Below are 23,131 nucleotides of genomic sequence, written 5' to 3'. Positions count from 1 at the left end.
AAGAATCCTGCATATGCCAGCCCTATGTGCTGTTCGTGATGATCAGCCGCAGTTTAAGATGCTATACGAAAGAGTTTATAAAAGAACAGGTATAAAGATGAAAGGATACGTTGCTGTGCAGAAAAAATTACTGATAATGGCGTATTACTTATGGAGAAAAAAACAAAAATACCAGACTGACTTTAATTATCCTCAAAAAATAATAGCCTCTGAACAAGCAGAGGCTACACATGATAAAATTTCCGAAGAAAAATTTCACTAAACAAATTTATTAAAAATATATCGATTTTAATTTGGTTTTGAAGACAGTACCTTTCCGCTTTATCCCGATGAAATATCGGGATGCCCGCTCCAATCAGGGCTATAAACGTATGACTGTAACACGGAAACCGGTATAGCAGCAGAAAGAAACCAATCTAAACCTGATCGATCGGATGCCATTTTTCATGGCAGAAGGTAGAGCAGGAAGAAATTAACCCATGGAATACTGCAATTGCTTTCCAAAAATCAGAACGAAAAAATGCACTATTTTATCATTTCGTTTATTGCAACATTCCGGATAATTTTCAATTAAGTTTATTCTTTGGCTAAACTTTTGTTGCGGGAAATGCATATATCTATCTTAAATATTTTAATTGAAATGACCGAAACTACCTTAGATCAACAGTTAAACGCGCGCCAGTTCGATGATGCCAAAAACGCCATGCTGAACGGCGAAAAACTCTCAAAAAACATTCAGAAACATCAAAAATCATCGATTTTGGATAACCTGATTAGGGAAAAACAATACGAAATTATTAACCTGATGGTGAAAGATAAAACCATCGAAACCGACATTTACGAACTCGACAGTTTTGACAAAAGTATTTTTCAAAGCATTGTTCGTAACCTGGGCAATGAGGAAGCCGACATCAGTTTCTTTAAGGAATTTATTACCCGCTTCGATAATCTAAATGATGAAGTTAACACCCAAACGCTGTTGGGTTATCTATTCGAAAACGGAGTAGATTTAGCCATAATTAAAGCCTGTATTGATGCCGGTTGCACTACAAATTTTAAAAACAATGCAGACGAGAATTACATCCACCGGGTGGTTAAAAGTAATTTCCGCCGGTATAATTTAAATGACGAACAAACTACCAACCTGTTAAAAAGTTATATCGATATCCTCGTAAATGAAGGTGTTGATATTAACGAGAGCAACATTGTAGCCGAAACACCTTTAATTACGGCCATAAACTTTAACAAGAAAAATTTAATTACCTACTTACTCGAAAATGGTGCAGATCCGAACCATACCGACCGCATGGGGAAATCGGCCTTTTTTTATGCAGTAGCAAACCTGCAAAGCGAAGAAATATATGATGCCCTACGCAATTTTGCCGCTCCACAATTCGATCAGTTGAGTAAAGACCGCAGCACGCTTTTATTCGAATATGTACGCATGATGTCGAATAGTGAAAAAGGCATTAATTTTCTTAAAAAATTAATTGAAGATGGTGCCGACCTATACGAAGGTAGCGAATGGTACAGTCGGCAGGTTACTCCCTTAGATTTAATTGCTGAAAAAGATGCCGACATTCTGGAAGCAGTTTTGGCCACCGGACAAATAGATGTAAACCGGCCAGACGACCAGGGCAATACCCTGCTGCATAATGTATGTGCTTACAACGTAAACTACGAAGCCAATAAAGCTAAAGAAACCTACAGGAAGGTAAAACTGCTGATCGAAAACGGAGCAGACCTTGCTGCTACGAACGATAAGGACCAGACTGCTTTAATGCTCGCATCAGACGATAACCTGAAAATAAAAACTGTCGAACTTTTGATGAAAAACGCTTAATAATATGTCGATGTCATTTATAATTGCCTGCGAAAGCGGCAAACGGAAAATAGCAGAGCTGTTGCTGGCCAACCAGGAAGTAGAAGTAGGTTATACCGACGAGAAGGGTCGAACGGCATTACATTATGCTGCACACCGCGGCTATTTGGATTTGGTAGAAATTTTAATTGATAAAGGTGCAGACCTGGACTATGAAGACCATGCCGGCGAAACCCCTTTTTATTTTGCCTGCCTGCAAAAGCAAAAACAAACCGCGCTATTTCTGTTAAATAAAGGTGCCCGAACCGATATTAAAGATTTTAAAGGCAATAGCCTGCTGCACTTAACTGCGCAAAACGGGCAAATTGAAGTACTTGAAAAACTGCTGGAGAAAGGATTGGAAGTAGATGGCGAAAATAACGAAGCCGAAACCCCTTTGTTAATTGCCGCCGGCTGGAGGAACAAGGAAGTGGTAGAAAAATTAATTGAATTTGGGGCCAATGTCAATACTACCAACAAACACGGCGATTCGCCGTTGATTTTTGCTGTTAAATCTAAAAACAGCCCTATGGTTGAGCTCATTTTGGATAAGGGTGCCAACATTAACCACATTAACCATGCAGGAGAATCGGCACTGCTCATTGCCTGCTACGATGCCAACCGCATGCTCACCAAAACTTTAGTCGAAAAAGGTGCTGATGTGTTGATTTCCTCAAAAGATGGTTTATCGCCGGTATGGTATGCCTGTTCCAATAACCAGAAAGAAATTGTAGATTTATTTTTGGCAAACGGCGTAGATGTAAATTATGCCAAGCCGCTTTCAGGTAAAGACGATTCTATGTATTCGTACCTGGAATGGGTTGAAACCGCCAATAACATTTCCATTTCGGCCAGTTTCTCTTTCGATAACAGTTATAATTATGGTGGTGAAAGCATGTTGCACGTGGCTGCAAAAAGCGGGCATTTAAGTATGCTGAAAATGCTGCTGGAAAAGGGCGCTAACGTGAATATTCAGGATGAAAGTGGTAATACTGCCCTGCATTATGCTGCTGCGAATGGGAAAAAAGATGCGGTAAAGTTCCTGCTTGAAAAATCAGCCGATGCTAACATTGTGAATGTGAAAGAGCAGAAAGCTATAGATTATTCCAACATCAAAGGTTATAACGAAATTGCGGAGCTTTTGCTCAAATTTGGGCCTTCAAACCAAACCAGTCAAAGCAGTCAGGCGAGTACCTCACCGCCAGCAACCGTTGCTGCTCCACAAAACGATATGGCAGCAAAAAAGCAGGCCCTATTGGATTTAAAAGATTTGCTTGATGCAGGAATTTTATCGCAGGAAGAATTTGATGCTGAAAAAGCTAAAATTTTAAAAAGCTAAACACATTTCAGGTAAAAATTTCATGGAATAGCAAGTGCTTAAGTTTTTAGTTCTATTTTTATGGTATTATCTATGGATTCGGCTCTAGTTCTGCATCTTGAGGTAGTACCATAAAAACGCTAATCAAATGAAAACTATTTCTAAATTATTCGTAATCCTCTTATTTTGCTTCACCCACACTGCTTTTGCTCAAAGCAATGAAGATAAAGCGCTGGCAAAAACTAAAGCAAAAGAAGCATTTAAACTTGAAGATGAAGAAGGAAAATACGACGAAGCCATTAAATTACTGGAAGAATCGCAAAAATTAGATCCTGAAAACATCGCTTATACTTACGAAATTGCCTACTCCTACACCGCCAAAAAAGATTATGGTAAAGCAGTTGAAATTTTAGAAAAACTCACAAAACACAAAGCTGTTTATGATTTGGTTTTTCAGGCACTTGGCAATGCTTACGATTACATGGGCAAGCCCGACAAAGCAATAGAAGCATACGAAAAGGGGATAAAAAAATTCCCCAATTCAGGAAAAATCTATGTGGAGTTAGGAAATATGCAATTGAATAAAAAAGACTTTGACAATGCCATCAAATACTACGAAAAAGGTATAGAAGTAGAGCCAACTTTTTCTTCAAATTATTACCGCGCAGCGAAACTCTATTTGGGCTCATCAGAAAAAGTATGGGGAATGCTCTATGGTGAATCTTTATGAATTTGGAAAGAAACTCCAAACGCACTGCCGAAATCAGCAAACTTCTGTTTGACACCTATCAGAACGGAATCCAGATCAAAGGAGATTCGGTTAGGCTCTCTTTTGCAAAGAACCATAATCTTTCTATAGATGCTATTAAAGACCCAAAGAATTTTAAACTGCCCTTTACAATGGTTTATGAATTGGACCTTTCATTAGCATCGGCAGGGCAAAAAGAAATAACACTGAGTGCTGTAAATGATGTCCGAAGCAAGTTCCTCCAATTTTTTACAGCTGCTGGGAATGAAAAAAAATATCCCAATATCCTTTTCGATTACCAACAAAAGTTAAGCAGTTTAGACTTTTTGGAACCTTACAATTACTGGATCTTAATGAAGGGAGATGAAATAGCTTTTAGTAAATGGAAACTTGCAAATAGTGCCAGCTGGAACAACTTTTTAAAATGGTTTAGTGGTAATGCCCTTTTAATTGACGATGGCCATAAATTTTATCGCCTGCAATACCAATAAAATAATTTCCATAATCTTTAAACCCACATCAATGAAATCCTTAAAATCGTCGATATTTGTATTTTTTTCTCTGCTTACGTTTATCTACAGCTGCTCACCCAAGCTCTATGTAGATGAAAGTAAACGTTACGAAGCCGGATCATTAACCGATGCTCAGGTAGATTCATTACATCTTTACCTTAAAGAAAACCAGCGTGTAGCCCTTAAAGACACGATTATTATTAAATACGATTTTAATAACGATGCCTGCTGGAGAGATTTGAGTTACCAAAATGCCGAGTTTTTAAACAATGTAAGGTGGACTTTCCAGAAAAACATCCAGGAAAAAGCACAGGCCAGGCCTAAAGTGGCCATATATCAATACCGCCAGGTGGGCGAAAACTTTAGTCAGGTAAAATCGAAAGGCCTCGAAATAGAAACCGATTCAGGCTTTCTAAAAAAGATGTTCTTTAAAGAGGTAACCACCTGCGGCACCTCAGCAATTATCCTTCCTACCGGAAAATTCCTGCTGGTGAAATCCGATCCGCAGTTTTCGGCACTTTTACTAAACGATAAGGATATAGAAAAAAAAGTGCTCGAAAACCTGGTTAAATAACATAAGTTTCTGGTATTTAAACTAAAATCGGAGTTTTAACATTTCGTTAACTAAATATTTGGTTTATAAGCCATAATTTAGTTTAACTAATCGTTTACGTACCTGAACAGCCAATCAATTCAGCCGTTTAGAGTTATACTGCACCAGTAAACAGTTAGTTTATTCGTACAAACCATATCTAATCACTATAATACGCTCTCACAGGAAGGTATCTCACGATGCTTTCCTTTTTTTGTTTACAGGGTTATTGAAAACTTCTGTCTGTTTTTGATGTTATATTTTCCTGAAAGGATTTGCTACACCAAAAACCAGTTAACATGAAAAACAGATTTTTCTATACCGCAACACTTGCTGCTTTTGTTTTTTTAGGCTGTCAGTCTAATTCATCTAAAAATCAGCCGCAAGGTACAGACAGTACTGTAACAACCCAAAATGGTGCAGTAGAACTGCCTGCACCAGATACTACAGCTTCTAAAACTAAATTCAGTAAGGTAATAGACTGGCCTGAAGGTAAAACCCCAACGGCGCCTGCAGGATTTGTGGTTACCAGGTTTGCTGCAAATATTAAAAGTCCACGCAATACCTATATTGCTCCTAATGGCGATGTGCTGGTAGCACTTTCAAACTCAGAAAGAAGCAGTGTAGAAGCTGTTGCCAATGCTGTTACCGGTAAAGCCAAATCAGAAGTTCCGGGTAAAAGTGCTAATACTATCTTATTGTATCGCGATACCGACCACGATGGCAAACCTGAAAGTGTTACCACTTTTTTAAGCGGGCTTAATCAACCATATGGCATGCTCATTATTGGCCAATCGTTTTATGTGGCCAATACCGATGGTTTATGGCAATATCCTTACCACACGGGCGATACCAAAATTACAGCAACCGGAAAGAAAATATTAAGCTTGCCAGCCGGAGGCTATAATAACCACTGGACGAGAAACCTGACAACCAATGCCGATAAAAGCAAAATTTACATTACCGTTGGTTCTGGTAGTAATGTTGGCGAAAATGGGCTGGAAAATGAAGTGCGCAGGGCAAATATTTTAGAAGTTAATTTGGATGGAACAGGTGAAAAAATTTATGCCAGTGGCTTGCGTAACCCCGTAGGAGTAGATTGGGAACCCGTTACCAACACTTTATGGACAGCCGTAAATGAACGCGATGGTTTGGGCGATGATTTAGTGCCCGATTACATTACCAGTGTAAAACAAGGCGCATTTTATGGCTGGCCTTTTTCATACTTCGGTCAGAATGAAGATCCCCGTTTAAAAGGGAAAAACCCTGAAATGGTTAAAAAAACAATTGCTCCGGATGTAGCAGTTGGGGCACATACCGCCTCACTGGGATTGGCCTTTTACAAAGGCACTAAGTTCCCGCAAAAATATCAGGGTGGTGCGTTTATCGGGCAGCATGGTTCGTGGAACAGATCGGTAATTTCGGGTTATAAAGTTGCATTTGTACCTTTTAAAGATGGAAAACCGGCTGGAAAACCAGAAGATTTCTTAACTGGCTTTGTAGCCAATTCCGATAAAGCTGAAGTTTATGGTCGTCCGGTTGGGGTTACCTTAACACCCGATGGCGCCTTACTCGTAGCTGATGATGTAAGCGGAATTATCTGGAGAGTTACTGCAAAATAGTTTATAAAATAGCCACAGATTAGCAGAATATGCCGTAAATTTATCTGCCTTCTGTGGCTAAACATTCAAGCAACGATCCCATTGAAACTGAACCTTATCTTATTGCTAAGCTTAATTTCTTTTACCAGCCTGGCACAAACGTTAAAACCAGATACAAGCCAAAAACTTAAAGAAATAACTGTTAAAGGTTATTATAACCACCAACCTTTATTAAGATCTGTATCAGCGGTGAGCCTGATTGACAGCAACCTGATTAAAAATCAATCAGCAAATTCGCTGGCAAGTACCTTAAATACCGTAACTGGTGTACGCATGGAAGAGCGCTCGCCTGGCAGTTACCGCTTATCTCTCCGTGGGAGTTTACTTCGTTCGCCATTTGGCATCCGCAACATTAAGATTTATGTAGATGATTTTCCCTTAACCGATGCTGGAGGCAATACTTATTTAAATGCGCTGGATGTAACCGCTGTGGGCAACATGGAGATCTATAAAGGTCCAGATGCGAGCATATTTGGTGCAAATACAGGCGGTGCACTACTCATCACTCCTCCGGATATTAAAAGCAACGAAATTAATGCTGCTGTGCAGGCAGGCTCATACGGTCTTTTCCATCAAACAGCAGCTATTCAGCACCGCTTTAAAAATTACAGTTTTAGTATTAGCGAAGGATACCAAAAAAGCACCGGTTTCCGACAGAATAGTGCCTTAAACCGGAAATATATCCAAACACAACAACAGTGGGATTATAATGCTTTTGGCAGTTTAAAGGCTTTTATTTTCTACAGCGATCTGAACTACAAAACGCCCGGAGGTTTAACAGCTGCGCAACTGGAACAAGATCCTCAATTGGCCCGGCCCGCAACACCTACCCTACCTGGAGCCATTACCCAGCAAGCAGCCATATATAACAAAACAGTTTTTGGAGGCCTGTCTAACACCTACCAGATTACACCTGGACTAAAACACGTAATCGCATTGTTCGCCACCTATACCGACTTTAAGAATCCGTTTATTACCAATTACGAACAACGTTACGAAAGCACCCTGGGGCTAAGAACCTTTTTAGGCTACGATAAAGTAAAAGAACATTTCAAATTCGGGGCGCAAATTGGATTAGAAAGTTCGGGTACAAAGAGCGAGATCAAAAATTTCAACAATAATGCCGGAGAACCCGCAGCCATGCAAGCTTCTGATCGTTTAAAAGCCAATCAGAATTTTGCTTATCTCCGCTTAAATTTCGATCTGTATAATAAATTATTGATTGAGCTTGCTTCGAGTTTAAATTTCTTCAATTACAACTACGAAAGTTATTTTCCTGTCGCCATTGCAACTAAAAGCCGGAAATTTGATCCGCAGTTTATGCCTAAGTTGGCTTTATCCTACTTAATCAGCAAAAGCCTCTCGGCCCGGGCTTCGGTTAGTAAGGGTTATTCGCCACCTACTATTGCCGAAGTACGCTCGTCAGACAATAACATCAATAACGACCTGCAGGCCGAACGTGGCTGGAACTATGAGCTTGGCCTGCGTTATCAAACGAAAAACAACCGCTTTTATGCCAATGGTAATATATTCAGCTACCGATTACAGGATGCCATTGTACGCAGGCTGAACCAGAACGATGCAGAATACTTTATTAATGCCGGCGGTACAAAACAACAGGGAATTGAATTGGAAACAGCAATCTGGATAATCAAAAACCAAACTTCATTTTTAAGCGGTTTACAACTCAGAAGCAATTATACTTTCAGTCATTTCCGGTTTGAAAATTTTATCAGTGGCACATCAGATTACAGCAACAATAAACTCACAGGTGTACCTGAGCACGTCCTGATAAACAGTCTGGAGCTTAACTTTCCAAAAGCATTTTATCTTTTTGTACAACACAACTATACTTCCGCTATTCCTTTAAACGATGCCAATACAGTATTTGCAAAAAGGTATCATCTGATTGAAGCAAAAGCAGGCATCAGAAATTTAAAGGTAGGCAAAACCCATTTTGAAGTATTTGGCGGAGTAAATAACCTGCTAAATGTAAAGTACAGCCTGGGTAATGACTTAAATGCCGCTAACGGAAGATATTTCAATCCGGCGGCAGGCATTAACTTCTATACGGGTTTATCCGTAAAACTGTAATAAAAATAGCATCATGTATCACTACATGATGCTAATTGGAAATCCATGATTAAAATGCAGTTTTTGCACCTGTGTCTTTAATAGCCAGCTCTGTTACAATGATGTCGGTACTATAACGTTTCGAACCATCTTTAGCATCGTAACTGCTTTGACGCAACCGGCCTCCAATTGATAAGCCTGTACCCTTTTTAATCTGCTCTTCTGCAAGATCAGCATTCGCATTCCAAAAAGTTAAAGTAAACCAGTTGGTATTTTTAACCTCTTCTCCTGCTGCATTTTTATATGCATCGTGTACAGCCAAACTGACTCTCGCTAATTTTTGGCTACCAAATGTTTTCACCTCGGCATCAGCACCAGCATAGCCACTCAATACAACTTTGTTAATTACATTTTCCATGATCTTTAAAATTTAAGTTTCTAATCTTTTAACGAACAGCTGCCACCGCGGCAACCGACAACACAAAATTGCAGTCGGAATGGAAAATTAGTCGGAATCTAAATATTTATAGTCGATTATAAACGGTTATACACGGATAATATGCGCTTAACGCCTCCAAACAGCATTTTTTATTTTTTTTGTTCCCACGATTTATTTTATAAATTAGGATCAATCATCCCATAATAAAAAGAAGAAAATTATTATGGAACGTTTATGCCTGGATTGCGGCAATTCTATAAAGGGAAGAGCCGATAAAAAATTTTGCGACGATTCTTGTCGCAACAACCACAACAACCATTTAAAAGTTGAAGAAAACTTTGTTCTTCGGCGGATAAACAGCATTTTAAGAAAAAACAGGTCAATTTTAGCAAAGTTAACCCCTAAAGGAAAAACAAAAGTTAGCAAAAAGAAGCTAATTAACGCTGGTTTTAATTTCGATTATCATACCTTTAGCTACATTACCCAGAACGGGAATGTGTATGTGTTCTGTTATGAATATGGTTATCTGTTGCTAAGTGAAGATATTTACCTGCTGGTAAAACGGGAGGAAAAACTTTGGCTGGCCTGATGTATTGAATTTCGTTATTGTAAAAGAGATTGCTAGTTTTATAACTTATGGTAAACTACAACAATAAAACTTTTAAACCAGTTAGCAATACGGAAAACGGCGAAACATCGGATGAAACTATCTTTCGATATAAACAAGAGGGTAATCTGTTAACTGCCGAATATAGCGGAGGAAAGATTAACTATGGCCATTTAATCGGTTTGGTTGATGAACAGGGGAATATTGATATGCGTTATCATCAAATAAATGATGCCGGTATATTAATGACAGGCATTTGCAATTCGAAACCCGAGCAATTACCGAATGGTAAAATCAGGCTTCATGAAACCTGGCAATGGACTTCCGGAGATCAATCCAGAGGCGAATCTGTTATTGAAGAGCAATAAAAAATCAGGGATGTCTGAATCAACCACAGTTTTGCCTCAAAATTTAGCAAACCTGCCACCCGTATTACTGGCTGCAATAAAAAATTGCTACCATCCTTCGGGCTACCAGATTAAAAACTACCAGAAGGAACCGGAAAGTCAGGAATATTATGCCGCAACTTTTGAGCTGAACGAGTTAAAGATTAAACACCGGCAGGCTAAAATTACCCCAGCCAAAACGGGGCAGTTTGTAACCATCTGGAAACGCAGTGAAAAAGGAATTACCGAACCTTTCGATGCTTCAGACGATTTCGATTTGTTGATTATTTCTGTCTGTAACGGAGAGCTACAGGGGCAATTTATTTTCCCGAAAGAGATACTGATTACGCAAAAAATAGTAACCCAACATAAAAATACTGGTAAAAGAGGAATCAGGGTTTATCCGCCATGGGATACAGTAAGCAGCAAGCAGGCGCTTAAAACACAGCTGTGGCAAACGCAATATTTTTTGCTCCTTTCAAATCAGTCTTCTTTAACTATTTCACTGGCGAAAAAACTTTTAAGCCCATAAATTTTGCTTGTATAATTACTAAACAATTACAGGAAAGCTCCATCTTTGCTCTGATCAATAAATTAAACTCAGCAAGTTTCGGGTAGTTTGCCCTTTCTTTACCAGGTACTTTTGGATATAATTATTCAAAACCATGAAAGCACAAGAAGAAATTAATTACAACCGCATAGCAGATGCCATAAGCTATATCAGGGCCAATTATAAAAAACAGCCTGATTTAGAAGAAATTGCCGAAACGGTAAATTTAAGTCCTTTCCATTTTCAGCGTTTATTTAGCGATTGGGCAGGAACTACCCCAAAACGTTTTTTGCAATACATTAGCATCGCCCATGCCAAAGAAATGCTTAAAGATAACCAGAGTTTATTCAACACGGCTTTAGAAACCGGTTTATCGGGAACCAGTCGCTTGCACGATTTGTTTGTGAACATTGAAGGGATGACTCCCGGCGAATATAAAAATGGAGGCGAGAACCTGCAGATTAACTACAGCTTTGCTGAAAGTCCTTTTGGTAATATTATTGTAGCAGCTACACCAAAAGGAATCTGCCACATGGCTTTTTACGATGATCAACCGGCTGCACTGGCTAATTTGCAAGCCAAATTCCCCGCAGCGAGATATCAGCAGATGTTCGATATGCAGCAGCAGAATGCTTTATACATTTTCAGTCGCGACTGGAGCAAGCTCAGCCAGGTTAAACTGCATTTAAAGGGAACCGAATTTCAGCTAAAGGTTTGGGAAGCCTTGTTAAAAATCCCGATGGGTAAGCTGGCTACCTATGGCAACCTGGCCAAACAACTGCAAAATCCAAATGCGTCAAGAGCAGTAGGCACAGCTATTGGCGATAATCCCGTGGCTTTCCTGATCCCCTGCCACCGCGTAATCCAATCGAGCGGCGCTTTAGGAGGTTATCATTGGGGGCTTGACAGAAAAACGGCAATGATTGGCTGGGAAGCTGCAAAAATGGATGTACAGTTTAAATAAGTAACCATGGATTTATTCAGCACAGAACTTAACGTTAACCAAAACCTGCTTCCTTACGGCGGAACTGTAAATTATTATGGGAAATTATTTGGCAGACAGGAAGCCGATCATTACTTCGAGGTATTGATGAATACCATTGAATGGAAAAACGATGAGGCCTTTATTATGGGCAAACACATTATAACCAAGAGAAAAGTGGCCTGGTATGGTAACGAAGCTTATTCTTACACTTACTCTAACCGCTCTAAACTGGCCTTACCCTGGACACCGGAATTGCTGGAGTTAAAAACAATGGCCGAAAAGCAAACGGGCCACAGCTATAATTCGTGCCTGCTTAACCTTTACCACAATGGCGACGAAGGTATGGCTTACCATAGCGACGATGAAAAAGCTTTAGCTAAAGATTCAGCCATAGCATCGTTAAGTTTTGGGGCAGAAAGGCGCTTTCTTTTTAAACACAAACAAAGCAAAGAAACCGTTACCCTGTTTTTAGAACATGGCAGCTTACTGGTAATGAAAGATGAAACCCAAACAAACTGGTTGCATCGGCTACCACCAACCAAAAAGATAACACGGCCTAGGGTAAACCTAACTTTTAGGACAATGGATCTTTCTGCGATCCCAATTAAGGACTAATAGAACAGCACACGTAAAAAAAGCGGCTACAATGCAATTGTAGCCGCTTTCGTTCAAATAATTATCTGAATCTTAATGCTTAAATTCTTTAATATCTACAATGCGGTTATCATCGGCATTTTTCTTTAAGAATAGTGTTCCTTTAGCGCTCGGCACCCAGCTATAATCACTTTGTACAGTACGTATTAAAGTATCTGGTTCGTTAATAAGCCCTTCTGGTAGCGGTTGTATGAAAGTTTCGCCGGTAGCCACATTAACCTGGTACAAGGTACTTTTAACTAAAAAAACAAGCGTTCTTTTGTCTCTTGAGTACATAAAAAACCTACCCTGAATCCGTTCTGCTTCATTTTGGCGCTTAACCTCGTAAACCTTCGAATTAACTGTATTGATAAAATAATCGTTATTGATTAGCAAACTGGTCAATTTAATCGCCTCGGCACCAACGGTATTTTTTTTATCATTGGCTCCATTTGAAGGTTTATTCAGGCTTACCACTTCAGTTTTACCGTTATTTACCGCAATAATATAAAAAGGAGCTTTTCTGCCCTTTTCGTTAGCTACCTGCACCAAAACAGCAGTTTTCTGCGTATTGATGTAGATGGCATCCAAAAATTTCTTGGTGGCAGGGTTTGGTGCATCATCAATGTTAATGGTAGTATCTTTATACCGAATGGCAAAACGATCGGCATAAGCCAGGGCGCCCGAATCGGTTTTTACAATGCTGAGAATATTTTTCTTCGATTCAGGAAAAACATTAAAATCATCGTTGGCAGTAATTGATCTGGCTTTGTAAGTTTTTTCCGGACTCTCTGTTTTACAGCTAAACAGTACAACAGCAAGAAAGAGTGCATAAAGCGTAATTTTCATAGATATAGCAATTTATTTTTTGCGAATTTAAAATCTTTCGGGCGTTTAATTTATCAAAGTCACCAGAAAATTACCACTTTAACTAAAAATTAACTATTAATCACATGACTTCCAATGCCTTCAGTCAGGGCTTCCACACTTCCAGCTGAATTCCTTATTTTTGAGCTGAAGAATCATTCCCATGCCAAACGCAGTTAATTTTTTAGTGAAGAATAAAAGCACCATTCTTTATGGCGTTTTCCTTGCGGCATTACTTTTTTTACTCAAATGGCTCGAACTGCGTTTCATCATCATTAACCATGCCTTCGAAATTTATGCTGGTGCAATAGCAGTACTTTTTACAGCTCTGGGCATTTGGCTGGCACTAAAACTAAGTAAACCCAAAACCATCCTGATCGAAAAAGAGATTTTCACCGAAAAACCCGAAACCTTTGTGCTAAATGAAAAAGAGCTAATCAAACTCAACATCAGCAAAAGGGAACTGGAGGTTTTGCAGCTTATGTCGGAAGGGTTGAGCAACCAGGAAATTGCAACAAAATTATTTGTTTCGTTAAATACCATAAAAACACACAATGCCAGGCTTTTCGAAAAACTGGAAGTAAAGCGCCGGACACAGGCTATAGAAACCGCAAAAAGATTAAGCCTCATCCCCTAATTGCATACAACTTTAGTATTAAAAAACGGCCTGATTTCAAAATCACCCTAAAGTATGAGGGCTAAAACAAATAATCGAAGCAACTTTGAGGCATAAACCCTTAAACTAAAAAAGATGAAAAAGAATGTAATTGTATTCGGATTAATTGCTGGCGTAATTGCATCCGTATTAATGGTAATTTCGATGGCCAGATGTAACAGCGATGCCAATTTCGAACATAGCATGCTCATTGGTTATGCTTCAATGGTGTTGGCCTTCTCCTTTATTTTTGTAGGCATAAAGAACTACCGCGATAAGTATAACAATGGTTCGATCACTTTTGGTAAAGCCTTTAAAACCGGACTTTACATCAGCTTAATTGCTTCGACCATGTACGTACTAACCTGGCTGGTTGATTATTATGTATTTATCCCCGATTTTATGGATAAGTATGTGGCTCACATGCTAAAAGAAGCGAAAGATAGTGGTGCATCGGCTGCAGAACTGGCCAAACAAGCCAAAGAGCTGGCTTATAACCAGAAATTGTACAAAAATCCGCTTATGGTGGTATTATTTACTTATATGGAAATTTTACCGGTAGGCATTTTGGTATCATTAATCGCGGCGTTAATTTTAAAAAGGAAGCCGCAGCAAACATTCACTGCGCAGGCAATTTAGTAATGATTATTAAACTCATTAAGCCACAGATTAACAGATTCAATGTAGTCTGTGGCAACTTTAATCAAAAATACATAGATTAACCCCACGACTTTAAACTGACGATGAAGATTTTTGCCGAAACAGAACGATTGATATTAAGAGAATTACAACCTGCCGATGCGGCTGGCATGTTCGAAATGGACAGCGACCCGGAAGTACACCTTTATCTGGGAAATAAACCTTTCAATACCATTGACGAGAGCGAGGCCAATATCGAATTTATCCGCCGGCAATATGTAGAAAATGGCATTGGCCGCTGGGCAGTGATTGAAAAGGCAAGCCAAAATTTTGTAGGCTGGGCAGGTTTGAAACTGATTACTGAGCCCATAAATAATCGTGTTAATTATCACGATTTGGGCTACAGGTTTAGCAAAAAATACTGGGGAAAGGGCTATGCTACCGAATCGGCTATGGCAGCAAGAGATTATGCTTTCAATGTCTTAAAACTATCAGAAATTATCGGCATAGCGGATGTGAATAACCTCGGTTCTATCCATGTTTTAGAAAAAACAGGGCTAAAACGCATTTCGCTTTTCGATTATCAGGGGATAAAACATCACTGGATGGAAATGAAAAATAGCTTTTAAAAACAATTGGTTTAGTTTTTGATACGAAATAGCGAATCATTAAAAACTAAAAAACATGAAAAATCTGATCTTTATTGGCCTGGTCCTTCTGCTATTCAGTTCGTGCAAAGAAAAAATAGATCCCGCAAAATTTACCAATACGCAATGGGAACTAACTGAATTGCCTGGATTAACGCTTCCGGCAGCTGCAAAGGCAACCCTAAATTTTGCTGATAGCCTAAAACTTAGCGGAAAATCGTTTTGCAATAGTTATGGTGGGCAGGCTGAAATTGCCGACAATAAAATCACCGTAAAAAATGTTTTCAGCACCAAAATGTTTTGTCAGGAAACCGATGCGGCAGAACGGGCTTATTTGCATGCATTAAACCAGGTAAACAGTGCAAAAGTAACTGATAACAAGCTTTATCTGTTAAATGGCGAAAAAACGCTACTTGTTTTTACCAAAACAAATTAGAAACTTTAACGATACAAAAGGCGCCAACAAAGTATTTTTGCTAATTTCGCGCCTTTTAGTTTAACGCAGTAGCGATGCCATCGATAATAGAAGACCTGAAGTTTTTTTTCTCTACCATAAGAAAAGCATTTAATTTATTTCAGCAAAATGATCCGCTACGCTTAGCCGGCGCTACTGCTTTTTTCACCAATTTTGCCTTGCCACCTATCCTCATCATCCTGATCAGGTTATTTGGCATGTTTACCGACAGGAGACTGTTTGTAACCCATTTGTTCGAGCGGTTGGCCAATATTTTGGATAACGACAGTATTACCCAAATCAGAACAACTTTAAGGAACATCAGAGGGATCGATCAGGCTTGGTATGTAACGTTGTTCAGCTTTATATTTTTTCTGTTTGTAGCCACTACCCTGTTCAACGTAATTAAAAACTCGTTGGAGCAAATCTGGAACATTGGTAAAAAAGATAAAAAGGGTCTTATTTATACCCTTAAATCGCGGGCGGTATCGGTTATCATCATCCTGCTGGCGGGCATCTTATTTTTTATTGGCTTACTGGCCGATAGTGTACAGGCCTTTATTGGTGCTTATTTAAAAACAAGTTCACCTTCTTTCGGGTTGGTTTTGACTTCTATTATTAACCAGTTGGTTTTTGTAATTATTGTAACCACCTGGTTTACCATGCTTTTCAGGTTTTTAACCAACGGAAGGCCAACCTGGCGCGCAGCCATTTCGGGTGGTTTGTTAACCGGTTGTTTATTTACTGCTGGTAAGTATATTTTAAGGATTTTATTGCCGCTGAGTAATATCAGCAACATTTACGGGTCGGCTGGCTCCATTATCGTAATTATGCTTTTTGTGTTTTACTCATCGCTGATTTTTTATTTTGGTGCTTCGTTTATTAAAGCACTCAGCATTGGCAGGGCAACGCCTATTGTACCTAAAAAAGGATCGTTTGCTTACGAACTTACCGAGGTGGAGCTGGAAAAAGGGGAATAGAAAGTGGCAATGAATTTATAAATTATTCTCAGCTCGCAGCATTAATGCGCTTCTACTCTAAGTCCTTGTAGTGAAAAATCATGTTTATCTCCAACATTAACTTTTTCCATCAGAATTGGCGTGTCAGTCCGGTTGAGTGATGTTATTTTTATTTTGAAAAATACATTTTTTACTGAATTGATATTATACTTTTTTACGAGTATGCCTTTAATTTTCAAGTCCTGCTTTGGATTAAAATCCCAATCTTCCTTAGGGCACATGTAATATACTGCATTGCGGCCTTCGATATAATCCGGAACAGGCATGTAAACAGAAATTGTATCCCCAACTTTAAACTTTTCAAAAGCAGAAAGCGCCCTCTCACTAAGCCTGGTCTCGCAATCGGATATAGTTTTAGTATAATCCAAATATTCCTTTACCTGACTTTCGAGATCAATTTTTTTCCCATTTAAATCCCGGTGCAATGATGTTAAGATTATTGACGAAATATCATCCGGACGGCTGATCCCCATAGATTTAAAATAAAGAATCAAAGGAGGATTTCTATTTCCCCAAAGCCATTTATTTCTTATCCACATCCCTTTGGTAAAGTGCAATCTTAACACAGCTTCCGTCTCATCAGTCTTTTTAAAATCATCCAATTCAGCCTTCGAATTGTTTACTTTTAAATATGATATGGCTTCATTCAAATTTTTGGGTCGGGCATGCTCTTGTTGAGCATTGCACGCAATCATCACACAAATAGCCATTAACAAAAAGAAATTAGCTTTCACATTTAACATAGATTTAGGCATATACAAAAAGAGGTGTCCATTTTAACAATGAACACCTCTTTAAATCTAGATAATTTTTATTACAAAATCCTATACCCTAAGCCAACTGTAAATAAGTTTAACTTAGTGCCCGGATAACCTGCTTTGTTGATTTTAGATAAACCAAGTTCGTAACGTGCATCGAAGCTTAACTTTTTAAGGTCTAAACCTGCACCAAATTGCCAGGCAACTGCCTGATTTTTAAAATCGGCCCTGAAAACGGTTCCTGCGGCCTGACTAAAGCTTTGGTTTTCATCTAAAATTAACGAAAACATAGGTCCGGTGTTTAAACGTAAACCAACACCTGCAGCACCAAACTTGGTACCTACCAGTAAAGGCACATCTAAACTGGTAAAGGTTACTTTATTTACCTCTCCCGTATTGCTCACCAAACTTGTTTTCTTACCAGAAACATACAGCTCCGGTTGAAAGTAAATGCCTGCAGCCCCTAGCCTGGCCCATAGCCCGCCGTAAAAACCTGCGCGGTTTTCACTGTTAAAAGTGTTTTCACTATCAAATTTCGAAAAATTTGCACCAGCTTTAATGCCCAGCTGGAATGAAGGTAATACTTGTGCACTGGCGAACAGGCCAACAAGTAAGAAAGCAACGGTTAAAGATAAAAATTTCATATGCGATTAAATTTAGCTGGTGGCATTGTTTATGGCTTCCTGTTCTTTTAAGGCTTCCACATTGTTTTTATCACCAAAGTTTTGTGTTTTACCTGCAAAGTAATCTAAAATTCCCGAAATAGTATCTAAGTTATCGCCTAAATTTTGATGAATATCGGGTAAATCTTTTTCCAAACGGCTATCGCCCAATTCGATGTTATCTACTTCAATTTTACCAATTTTCTGAATAAGGGCCTGCTGAGAATTTTGTAGATCTTCCAATTCACGCACAATCTTTTCCATTAATTCAAACTTTTTTAAAGTGTTCATAGGTTCTTATTTTTAGTTAAACTATTCCTTATAAACCCATTAAGCTTTATTTTGTTTTTAGTTCAGTTTTTTCAACACCCTTATCCAAAATAAATTTGGAAATGATAAAAACAACTAATAAATTAGTTTTATAATTCCTTATTATGAAAAAGCTATTTTTAGTATTCGTGTTATGCTGCCTTGTTAAGGTAACTTACAGTCAGGATGTGACTGTAGATAAAGAAAAACTTTTCGATTTATACCAGACCCAACGCTATGCTGATGCCGGCCAATACCTGAAATCAGTTTATGGCGAAAATGTGAGCGATATTAAAGTACTTAGCCAAATGGGGTATTGCTTTTTAATGGCAGGGAACAATGTTGAAGCCGAAAAATTTTACACCAAAGCTTATGCCCTCCAACCACAGAGCTTGCCCATATTGTTTAGTTTGGGCAGCATTAATACCCGGCGGGGCAATACTGAAAAAGCCCGGTTATACTATGGCGAAATAGTAAAAATAGACAGTAATAATTTTAATGTGTATAAGCTTTTGGCTAATCTCTACAGCATTCCTACCGATTCGCTTAAACTCTTGTATTTATTAAAAGCCAATAAAATTAACCCAACTGAAGGTGACGTTGCCTCAGACCTGGCTGGTATTTACTCCCTGAAACAAGCTTACGAAAAAGCTTATGAAGTGCTTGATATTGCCAGCAAAGCAGATACCGATAACCTGATTTTACAAAAAGAAAAATTGCCGGTAGCCAACCAGTTAAAAAAATACAATGAGGTAATTGCAGCTGGCGAAAAACTATTAAAGGATGGTGCCGATGCGGGGGTAGTGAAAGATGTAGCCAAAGCTTACTACTATACCAAAAAATACCAGAAAGCCATTGATCTATTTAAAATGCTGGAGAAAATGGTCATGCAAAACGAAGCTACTTTGTATTATACGGCATTAAGTTACCGGGCTTTAAAAAACTATCCGCAGGCAGCCATTTATGCAAAGAAAACAATTGATGAGGCCATTTCACCCAATACCCCAAGCTATTATTCTTTGCTGGGCCTTGTGTATGAAGAAAATAATCAGTTTAGCCTGGCCAATGCCACCTATAAAAAAGGCTTGCAATTTGATGCCACCCCTACTCTGTACTATCGCCTGGCTATACTTTACGATACCCGCTTTAAGCAAAGTGGCAATGCCTTAAAATATTACAACCTGTATTTAAAATGCAAGCCAAACCTAACAGATGATAAGGAAGAAATTAAGTTTGCTAAAGACCGGGTAGCACAACTGAACCTGGCCGATTAAACCAGACTTTCGAACACCGGCTTTACATTGTCCCAAAATTCATCGAGTGCAATGATACGGGGTTTGAAAAAAGAAATGAGCTCGGGCCAGTGCTGCTGGTTAAAAATGCTTACGCCAGTAATTCTCGTTGAAATCAGGCTCACGGTTTTACCAAAATCATCGGTTGCATCCTTAATCCAGTCCCACTCTTCGCCCATTTCATTGCTGAACATGGCTTTAAACTCTTCGAACTGCTCGAATATTAAATGCCTGATTCCTGCATCGGGGTGAGGAAGCTGAATACTGATAAAGGCTTCCTTCTTGTCGACATCCATTTTAAAGAAGATATTTTTAACGCCCGTTTTATAATTGGTCCAGTTTACCGTCGAGCCACTGGCCGAAGGAACGGGTTTCATGTATTGTCCGAAACTGATCCAAAATTGTTGGCGTAACCTTACTGATTCTTCTCTACTGTACATGTATTATTGGGTCTTCGGTCAAAAGACTGAATCTTTTAGTCGAACTTTTTATATCTGTCAGGTTGAGCCTGTCGAAAAAATCGGGACAGGTAGTCGAAATGTTTTAGTTATATACTTTACTATACTCCTTCGACAGGCTCAGGATGACAAACAATATAAATGATACAGCCACCCTTTTAACCGTGCTGCAATATTAAGCGATTAATATTTAGTTTCAAAATCCTGCCTGAATGCAAATTGCATATTACAACCAACAATTTATATTAAAAAATGTATATTCAAACCAACAAAAAGAATTGTATTTTACCGGGGCTTTATGGCTACTTATCGTTAGTATTTACTTTCAAAATGATAGCTTCCGGAGCCAATTTCTTCCTTCTTATCGGTTTTGGGTAGTATCACGGTTGCTGTAGCATTAGCAGGAACAACTACATCCAATTTAAAAACTCCATCGGTTAAAGTCCAGGAAGATTTTACGGTTCCGTAAACGGTTTCCAGCTCGGCCGAAGCACTGGTTAATTTACCCCCAGGTCGTGGCGCAATCAAAATGGCTTTATAGCCTGGCTGCGCAACAACCGGGTTAATCCCTGCAATGTTTTTGTACATCCAATCGCCAATAGCGCCATAAGCATAGTGGTTAAAAGAATTCATGTCAGCGGTTTGGAAAGAGCCATCCTGCTTAATTCCATCCCAGCGCTCCCAAATGGTAGTTGCGCCCATTTTTACCGGGTAAAGCCACGATGGATATTTTTCCTGCATTAACAAATCGTAAGCTACGTTCTCATGACCAAAGCGGCTTAATACATGGCAGAGATATGGTGTACCCAGGAAACCTGTTGTAAGGTGATTACCATAATCGCGAACATTATCAACCAAACGTTGTGCAGCCTGCGCGCGCAAGTTTTCTGGCAGCATATCAAATTGCAATGCCAATACATAGGCCGTTTGGGTATTCGAAATCAGTTTGCCGCTTGGCGTCATGTTTTCTTTAATATATGCTTCCTTTATTTTGGCCAGCAAATCGCTGTATTTGGTTACATCATCGGTTTTACCTAAAACTTTTGCTGCGTTAATGAGTAACTGGGTAGAATGCGCGTAAAATGTTTGCGCAATCATGTATTTATCGGTAACTGCTGCGCGGCCATCATTATCATCGTTAGGGCGGTAAAACAACCAGTCGCCAAAATGGAAACCACTGTTCCACAAATTATTTTTAGAAACTGATGAAATATAATCAACCCACTTTTTCATGCTTCCGTATTGGGTTTCGAGCAAGCCTTTATCTGCGTAAACCACATATAAATCCCATGGAATAATGGTGGCCACATCGGCCCAACCTGCCGAACCGGCATCGTTCTTACCCAGTACATTAGGTATTACAAAAGGTACGCTACCACTTTGTAACTGATCGGCCGCTACGTCTTTTAACCATTTGGTAAAAAAGCCAGAAACATTCATGTTATAGGCTGCAGTATTGGCAAAAGCCTGCGCATCGCCTGTCCAACCCAAGCGCTCATCGCGCTGCGGACAATCGGTAGGTACATCAACAAAATTGCCTTTCTGTCCCCAGCTGATATTATGCTGCAATTGATTTAACAAAGGATTAGAAGTGCTGAACTTTCCGCTGGTTTGCATATCTGAGTAAACCGCAACAGCGGTTAAATCTTCCAGCTTCAATTCGCCCGGATAACCTTCTATTTTAGCATATCTGAAACCCTGAAAAGTGAAATGTGGCTCGAAAGCCTGCTCTACATCTCCTTTTAAAATATAGTTGTTTTGCTGTTTGGCAGTACGCAGGTTGGTGGTGTAAAAATTACCGTCCTTTGTTAAAACCTCGGCATGGCTGACGGTAATTTTAGTGCCTGCAGGGCCTTTGGCTTTTAGCATCACCCAGCCTACCAGGTTCTGTCCGAAATCAACAACGGTTTCACCCAAAGGGGTTTTAAAAATCTTTAAAGCTTTAAATTCTTCGTGTTTGGTTACCTGTGGCCCGCTCATACCTACCAGTTTTTCAGGTCCGTTTTCGAGTGTGCGCACAGGCTTCCAGTCTGCAGTTTCTTTAAAACCAATATTGCTCCAGCCAGCTATTTCTAATCTGGCATCGTAATTTTCACCATCGTAAATATTTGCGGCACGAATTGGCCCGTAGTTGCTTTTCCAACTATTATCGCTAACAAAAGTTTCTTTGCTTCCATCGGTATATTCTACTTCAAGTTGTAATAACAAAGCGCGTGTATCGCCATAAAACTGCTTCTGCCAGCCAAAACCTATGCGGCCTTTATACCAGCCATCGCCCAATGATACGCCGATTACATTGGCACCTTTTTTTAATGTTTGGCCCAGTTCGTAAGCCTGATATTGGATATGGTTTTTATAGCTTGTCCAGCCTGGTGCAAAATAGGCATTGCTGATACGCTTGCCATTCAACTCGGCCTGATATAGTCCTTTTGCCGTAATGTAAGCCATTGCCGAGCGGACAGCCTTTTTCAGGTTGATTTCTTTTCTAAACATCGGGCTGGCCTGGGCTGTATCTTTTCCTTCAACCGTAATCCATTTGGCACTCCAGTCTTCTGCTTTTAAACCCGTTTGAAAATACTGAACCGGTGACCAGGCCGAAGTATTGCCATGGTTATCTTTTACCCTTACCTGCCAGTAATACCTGGTTTTAGATGTGAGTTGGGGACCTTTGTAAGTAACCAAAACCGATTGATCGTCACTTACATTGGCTTTCCAAATTGCTTTATCAATTTTGGCTGTAGTACCTAATTTGATTTCGTAATTATTTTGATGTGTATTTTTAATTGCTGAAACCAGTTTCCAGCTAAAACGAGGTTGGAGGTTATCCAAATTTAAAGGATTCACCAAATGCTCTACCGTTAAATCTTTTACCGAAATTTTCTGTGCAAAGGTATGGGTAACAATCGAAAATAGTACGGCAAGGGTACAGACTACGCCTTGCATACGCGGGATTTTGTTCATAAATGGTTAGTGTTAGGTTTTTTGTGTTTCACAGTAATAATCAGC

General features: G+C 39.3%; 25 protein-coding genes and 1 pseudogene. 19 read left to right on the top strand and 7 right to left on the bottom strand.

Annotated elements, in window-relative coordinates:
• The 8 genes and pseudogenes from BLR37_RS25405 to BLR37_RS17170 form a co-directional block, all read left to right on the top strand.
• A pseudogene (locus tag BLR37_RS25405) lies at positions 1 to 262 on the top strand (hypothetical protein); the annotation flags it as partial.
• Positions 263 to 607: 345 nt separating this feature from the next.
• On the top strand, positions 608 to 1,843 hold the full coding sequence (locus tag BLR37_RS17200) for an ankyrin repeat domain-containing protein (RefSeq protein WP_208599675.1): 1,236 nt from the start codon (positions 608 to 610) through the stop codon (positions 1,841 to 1,843).
• 10 nt (positions 1,844 to 1,853) lie between these two features.
• Entirely contained in the window at positions 1,854 to 3,200 is a 1,347-nt protein-coding gene (locus BLR37_RS17195) for an ankyrin repeat domain-containing protein (protein ID WP_244154685.1), read from the top strand.
• Positions 3,201 to 3,327: 127 nt separating this feature from the next.
• Entirely contained in the window at positions 3,328 to 3,909 is a 582-nt protein-coding gene (locus BLR37_RS17190) for a tetratricopeptide repeat protein (RefSeq protein WP_090770670.1), read from the top strand.
• Positions 3,906 to 4,418: a hypothetical protein gene (locus tag BLR37_RS17185; protein ID WP_143009609.1), complete on the top strand. Its 513-nt coding sequence runs from the start codon at positions 3,906 to 3,908 to the stop codon at positions 4,416 to 4,418. The genes BLR37_RS17190 and BLR37_RS17185 overlap by 4 nt, the downstream gene beginning before the upstream one ends.
• A 31-nt stretch (positions 4,419 to 4,449) precedes the next feature.
• The gene (locus tag BLR37_RS17180) at positions 4,450 to 5,013 is read left to right on the top strand and encodes a hypothetical protein (protein WP_143009608.1); all 564 of its coding nucleotides are present in this window, start codon (positions 4,450 to 4,452) and stop codon (positions 5,011 to 5,013) included.
• 317 nt (positions 5,014 to 5,330) lie between these two features.
• Positions 5,331 to 6,653, top strand: coding sequence for a PQQ-dependent sugar dehydrogenase (locus BLR37_RS17175; RefSeq protein ID WP_090770665.1), 1,323 nt, complete (start codon positions 5,331 to 5,333; stop codon positions 6,651 to 6,653).
• Between the two features lie 81 nt (positions 6,654 to 6,734).
• Positions 6,735 to 8,786, top strand: a complete 2,052-nt coding sequence (locus tag BLR37_RS17170; RefSeq protein WP_090770663.1) for a TonB-dependent receptor — start codon at positions 6,735 to 6,737, stop codon at positions 8,784 to 8,786.
• Positions 8,787 to 8,835: 49 nt separating this feature from the next.
• On the opposite strand, the gene BLR37_RS17165 is transcribed toward BLR37_RS17170, so the two are convergent.
• Positions 8,836 to 9,183, bottom strand: a complete 348-nt coding sequence (locus BLR37_RS17165; RefSeq protein ID WP_039478179.1) for a single-stranded DNA-binding protein — start codon at positions 9,181 to 9,183, stop codon at positions 8,836 to 8,838.
• A 244-nt stretch (positions 9,184 to 9,427) separates the two neighbouring features.
• Between BLR37_RS17165 and BLR37_RS17160 the strand changes: the two genes are divergently transcribed.
• The 5 genes from BLR37_RS17160 to BLR37_RS17140 all read left to right on the top strand — a co-directional run bounded on the left by BLR37_RS17160 (position 9,428) and on the right by BLR37_RS17140 (position 12,347).
• Positions 9,428 to 9,793, top strand: coding sequence for a hypothetical protein (locus tag BLR37_RS17160; protein ID WP_090770661.1), 366 nt, complete (start codon positions 9,428 to 9,430; stop codon positions 9,791 to 9,793).
• Positions 9,794 to 9,840: 47 nt separating this feature from the next.
• Positions 9,841 to 10,179: an avidin-fold protein gene (locus tag BLR37_RS17155; protein ID WP_090770659.1), complete on the top strand. Its 339-nt coding sequence runs from the start codon at positions 9,841 to 9,843 to the stop codon at positions 10,177 to 10,179.
• A 10-nt stretch (positions 10,180 to 10,189) separates the two neighbouring features.
• Complete coding sequence (locus BLR37_RS17150; RefSeq protein ID WP_090770657.1) at positions 10,190 to 10,729, top strand: MepB family protein; 540 nt, start codon at positions 10,190 to 10,192, stop codon at positions 10,727 to 10,729.
• Positions 10,730 to 10,862: 133 nt separating this feature from the next.
• Positions 10,863 to 11,711, top strand: coding sequence for a methylated-DNA--[protein]-cysteine S-methyltransferase (locus tag BLR37_RS17145; protein ID WP_090770655.1), 849 nt, complete (start codon positions 10,863 to 10,865; stop codon positions 11,709 to 11,711).
• 6 nt (positions 11,712 to 11,717) lie between these two features.
• Positions 11,718 to 12,347 carry an alpha-ketoglutarate-dependent dioxygenase AlkB family protein gene (locus tag BLR37_RS17140; RefSeq protein ID WP_090770653.1) on the top strand — a complete coding sequence of 210 codons (630 nt, stop codon included), beginning with the start codon at positions 11,718 to 11,720 and terminating at the stop codon, positions 12,345 to 12,347.
• Positions 12,348 to 12,419: 72 nt separating this feature from the next.
• Here the strand turns inward: BLR37_RS17140 and BLR37_RS17135 are convergent, their stop codons facing one another.
• Positions 12,420 to 13,214 (bottom strand): hypothetical protein, encoded by a 795-nt coding sequence (locus tag BLR37_RS17135; RefSeq protein ID WP_090770651.1) that lies wholly within the window; start codon positions 13,212 to 13,214, stop codon positions 12,420 to 12,422.
• Between the two features lie 181 nt (positions 13,215 to 13,395).
• Here BLR37_RS17135 and BLR37_RS17130 point away from each other — a divergent pair, with 181 nt between their 5' ends.
• From BLR37_RS17130 to BLR37_RS17110, 5 genes are all read left to right on the top strand, one after another.
• Positions 13,396 to 13,869 carry a response regulator transcription factor gene (locus BLR37_RS17130; protein WP_090770649.1) on the top strand — a complete coding sequence of 158 codons (474 nt, stop codon included), beginning with the start codon at positions 13,396 to 13,398 and terminating at the stop codon, positions 13,867 to 13,869.
• Positions 13,870 to 13,983: 114 nt separating this feature from the next.
• On the top strand, positions 13,984 to 14,526 hold the full coding sequence (locus tag BLR37_RS17125) for a DUF4199 domain-containing protein (protein WP_090770647.1): 543 nt from the start codon (positions 13,984 to 13,986) through the stop codon (positions 14,524 to 14,526).
• A gap of 104 nt (positions 14,527 to 14,630) precedes the next feature.
• The gene (locus BLR37_RS17120; protein ID WP_090770645.1) at positions 14,631 to 15,155 is read left to right on the top strand and encodes a GNAT family N-acetyltransferase; all 525 of its coding nucleotides are present in this window, start codon (positions 14,631 to 14,633) and stop codon (positions 15,153 to 15,155) included.
• A 55-nt stretch (positions 15,156 to 15,210) separates the two neighbouring features.
• On the top strand, positions 15,211 to 15,609 hold the full coding sequence (locus tag BLR37_RS17115; RefSeq protein WP_090770643.1) for an META domain-containing protein: 399 nt from the start codon (positions 15,211 to 15,213) through the stop codon (positions 15,607 to 15,609).
• A gap of 74 nt (positions 15,610 to 15,683) precedes the next feature.
• Complete coding sequence (locus BLR37_RS17110; protein ID WP_090770641.1) at positions 15,684 to 16,607, top strand: YihY/virulence factor BrkB family protein; 924 nt, start codon at positions 15,684 to 15,686, stop codon at positions 16,605 to 16,607.
• A 41-nt stretch (positions 16,608 to 16,648) separates the two neighbouring features.
• Here the strand turns inward: BLR37_RS17110 and BLR37_RS17105 are convergent, their stop codons facing one another.
• The 3 genes from BLR37_RS17105 to BLR37_RS17095 all read right to left on the bottom strand — a co-directional run bounded on the left by BLR37_RS17105 (position 16,649) and on the right by BLR37_RS17095 (position 18,357).
• Entirely contained in the window at positions 16,649 to 17,380 is a 732-nt protein-coding gene (locus BLR37_RS17105; RefSeq protein WP_143009607.1) for a DUF6794 domain-containing protein, read from the bottom strand.
• 80 nt (positions 17,381 to 17,460) lie between these two features.
• On the bottom strand, positions 17,461 to 18,048 hold the full coding sequence (locus BLR37_RS17100; RefSeq protein ID WP_090770637.1) for a porin family protein: 588 nt from the start codon (positions 18,046 to 18,048) through the stop codon (positions 17,461 to 17,463).
• 12 nt (positions 18,049 to 18,060) lie between these two features.
• Positions 18,061 to 18,357 carry a hypothetical protein gene (locus tag BLR37_RS17095; protein ID WP_039478153.1) on the bottom strand — a complete coding sequence of 99 codons (297 nt, stop codon included), beginning with the start codon at positions 18,355 to 18,357 and terminating at the stop codon, positions 18,061 to 18,063.
• Positions 18,358 to 18,500: 143 nt separating this feature from the next.
• Between BLR37_RS17095 and BLR37_RS17090 the strand changes: the two genes are divergently transcribed.
• The gene (locus tag BLR37_RS17090) at positions 18,501 to 19,649 is read left to right on the top strand and encodes a tetratricopeptide repeat protein (protein WP_090770635.1); all 1,149 of its coding nucleotides are present in this window, start codon (positions 18,501 to 18,503) and stop codon (positions 19,647 to 19,649) included.
• Here BLR37_RS17090 and BLR37_RS17085 read toward each other — a convergent pair.
• Together BLR37_RS17085 and BLR37_RS17080 are read right to left on the bottom strand one after the other, a co-directional pair.
• On the bottom strand, positions 19,646 to 20,107 hold the full coding sequence (locus tag BLR37_RS17085) for a DUF4268 domain-containing protein (RefSeq protein WP_090770633.1): 462 nt from the start codon (positions 20,105 to 20,107) through the stop codon (positions 19,646 to 19,648). The genes BLR37_RS17090 and BLR37_RS17085 overlap by 4 nt on opposite strands.
• Positions 20,108 to 20,437: 330 nt before the next feature.
• Positions 20,438 to 23,086 (bottom strand): glycoside hydrolase family 78 protein, encoded by a 2,649-nt coding sequence (locus tag BLR37_RS17080; RefSeq protein WP_244154684.1) that lies wholly within the window; start codon positions 23,084 to 23,086, stop codon positions 20,438 to 20,440.
• Positions 23,087 to 23,131: the final 45 nt, after the last annotated feature.

It is taken from the genome of Pedobacter soli, assembly GCF_900101435.1.
In the GTDB taxonomy this organism is placed as follows: Bacteria; Bacteroidota; Bacteroidia; order Sphingobacteriales; family Sphingobacteriaceae; genus Pedobacter; species Pedobacter soli.
Note: the sequence above shows the minus strand (reverse complement) of the source record. Positions and strands in the feature narration are given on the sequence as shown.

Excerpts from the sequence above, each read along its gene's own strand:
- BLR37_RS17190 (WP_090770670.1), top strand. The coding sequence starts at position 3,328 with ATGAAAACTATTTCTAAATTATTCGTAATCCTCTTATTTTGCTTCACC.
- BLR37_RS17115 (WP_090770643.1), top strand. The coding sequence starts at position 15,211 with ATGAAAAATCTGATCTTTATTGGCCTGGTCCTTCTGCTATTCAGTTCG.
- BLR37_RS17140 (WP_090770653.1), top strand. The coding sequence starts at position 11,718 with ATGGATTTATTCAGCACAGAACTTAACGTTAACCAAAACCTGCTTCCT.
- BLR37_RS17100 (WP_090770637.1), bottom strand. The coding sequence starts at position 18,048 with ATGAAATTTTTATCTTTAACCGTTGCTTTCTTACTTGTTGGCCTGTTC.
- BLR37_RS17080 (WP_244154684.1), bottom strand. The coding sequence starts at position 23,086 with ATGAACAAAATCCCGCGTATGCAAGGCGTAGTCTGTACCCTTGCCGTA.
- BLR37_RS17095 (WP_039478153.1), bottom strand. The coding sequence starts at position 18,357 with ATGAACACTTTAAAAAAGTTTGAATTAATGGAAAAGATTGTGCGTGAA.
- BLR37_RS17085 (WP_090770633.1), bottom strand. The coding sequence starts at position 20,107 with ATGTACAGTAGAGAAGAATCAGTAAGGTTACGCCAACAATTTTGGATC.
- BLR37_RS17130 (WP_090770649.1), top strand. The coding sequence starts at position 13,396 with ATGCCAAACGCAGTTAATTTTTTAGTGAAGAATAAAAGCACCATTCTT.
- BLR37_RS17155 (WP_090770659.1), top strand. The coding sequence starts at position 9,841 with ATGGTAAACTACAACAATAAAACTTTTAAACCAGTTAGCAATACGGAA.
- BLR37_RS17090 (WP_090770635.1), top strand. The coding sequence starts at position 18,501 with ATGAAAAAGCTATTTTTAGTATTCGTGTTATGCTGCCTTGTTAAGGTA.
- BLR37_RS17180 (WP_143009608.1), top strand. The coding sequence starts at position 4,450 with ATGAAATCCTTAAAATCGTCGATATTTGTATTTTTTTCTCTGCTTACG.
- BLR37_RS17125 (WP_090770647.1), top strand. The coding sequence starts at position 13,984 with ATGAAAAAGAATGTAATTGTATTCGGATTAATTGCTGGCGTAATTGCA.
- BLR37_RS17160 (WP_090770661.1), top strand. The coding sequence starts at position 9,428 with ATGGAACGTTTATGCCTGGATTGCGGCAATTCTATAAAGGGAAGAGCC.
- BLR37_RS17145 (WP_090770655.1), top strand. The coding sequence starts at position 10,863 with ATGAAAGCACAAGAAGAAATTAATTACAACCGCATAGCAGATGCCATA.
- BLR37_RS17110 (WP_090770641.1), top strand. The coding sequence starts at position 15,684 with ATGCCATCGATAATAGAAGACCTGAAGTTTTTTTTCTCTACCATAAGA.
- BLR37_RS17165 (WP_039478179.1), bottom strand. The coding sequence starts at position 9,183 with ATGGAAAATGTAATTAACAAAGTTGTATTGAGTGGCTATGCTGGTGCT.
- BLR37_RS17195 (WP_244154685.1), top strand. The coding sequence starts at position 1,854 with ATGTCATTTATAATTGCCTGCGAAAGCGGCAAACGGAAAATAGCAGAG.
- BLR37_RS17175 (WP_090770665.1), top strand. The coding sequence starts at position 5,331 with ATGAAAAACAGATTTTTCTATACCGCAACACTTGCTGCTTTTGTTTTT.
- BLR37_RS17185 (WP_143009609.1), top strand. The coding sequence starts at position 3,906 with ATGAATTTGGAAAGAAACTCCAAACGCACTGCCGAAATCAGCAAACTT.
- BLR37_RS17200 (WP_208599675.1), top strand. The coding sequence starts at position 608 with ATGCATATATCTATCTTAAATATTTTAATTGAAATGACCGAAACTACC.
- BLR37_RS17120 (WP_090770645.1), top strand. The coding sequence starts at position 14,631 with ATGAAGATTTTTGCCGAAACAGAACGATTGATATTAAGAGAATTACAA.
- BLR37_RS17135 (WP_090770651.1), bottom strand. The coding sequence starts at position 13,214 with ATGAAAATTACGCTTTATGCACTCTTTCTTGCTGTTGTACTGTTTAGC.
- BLR37_RS17150 (WP_090770657.1), top strand. The coding sequence starts at position 10,190 with ATGTCTGAATCAACCACAGTTTTGCCTCAAAATTTAGCAAACCTGCCA.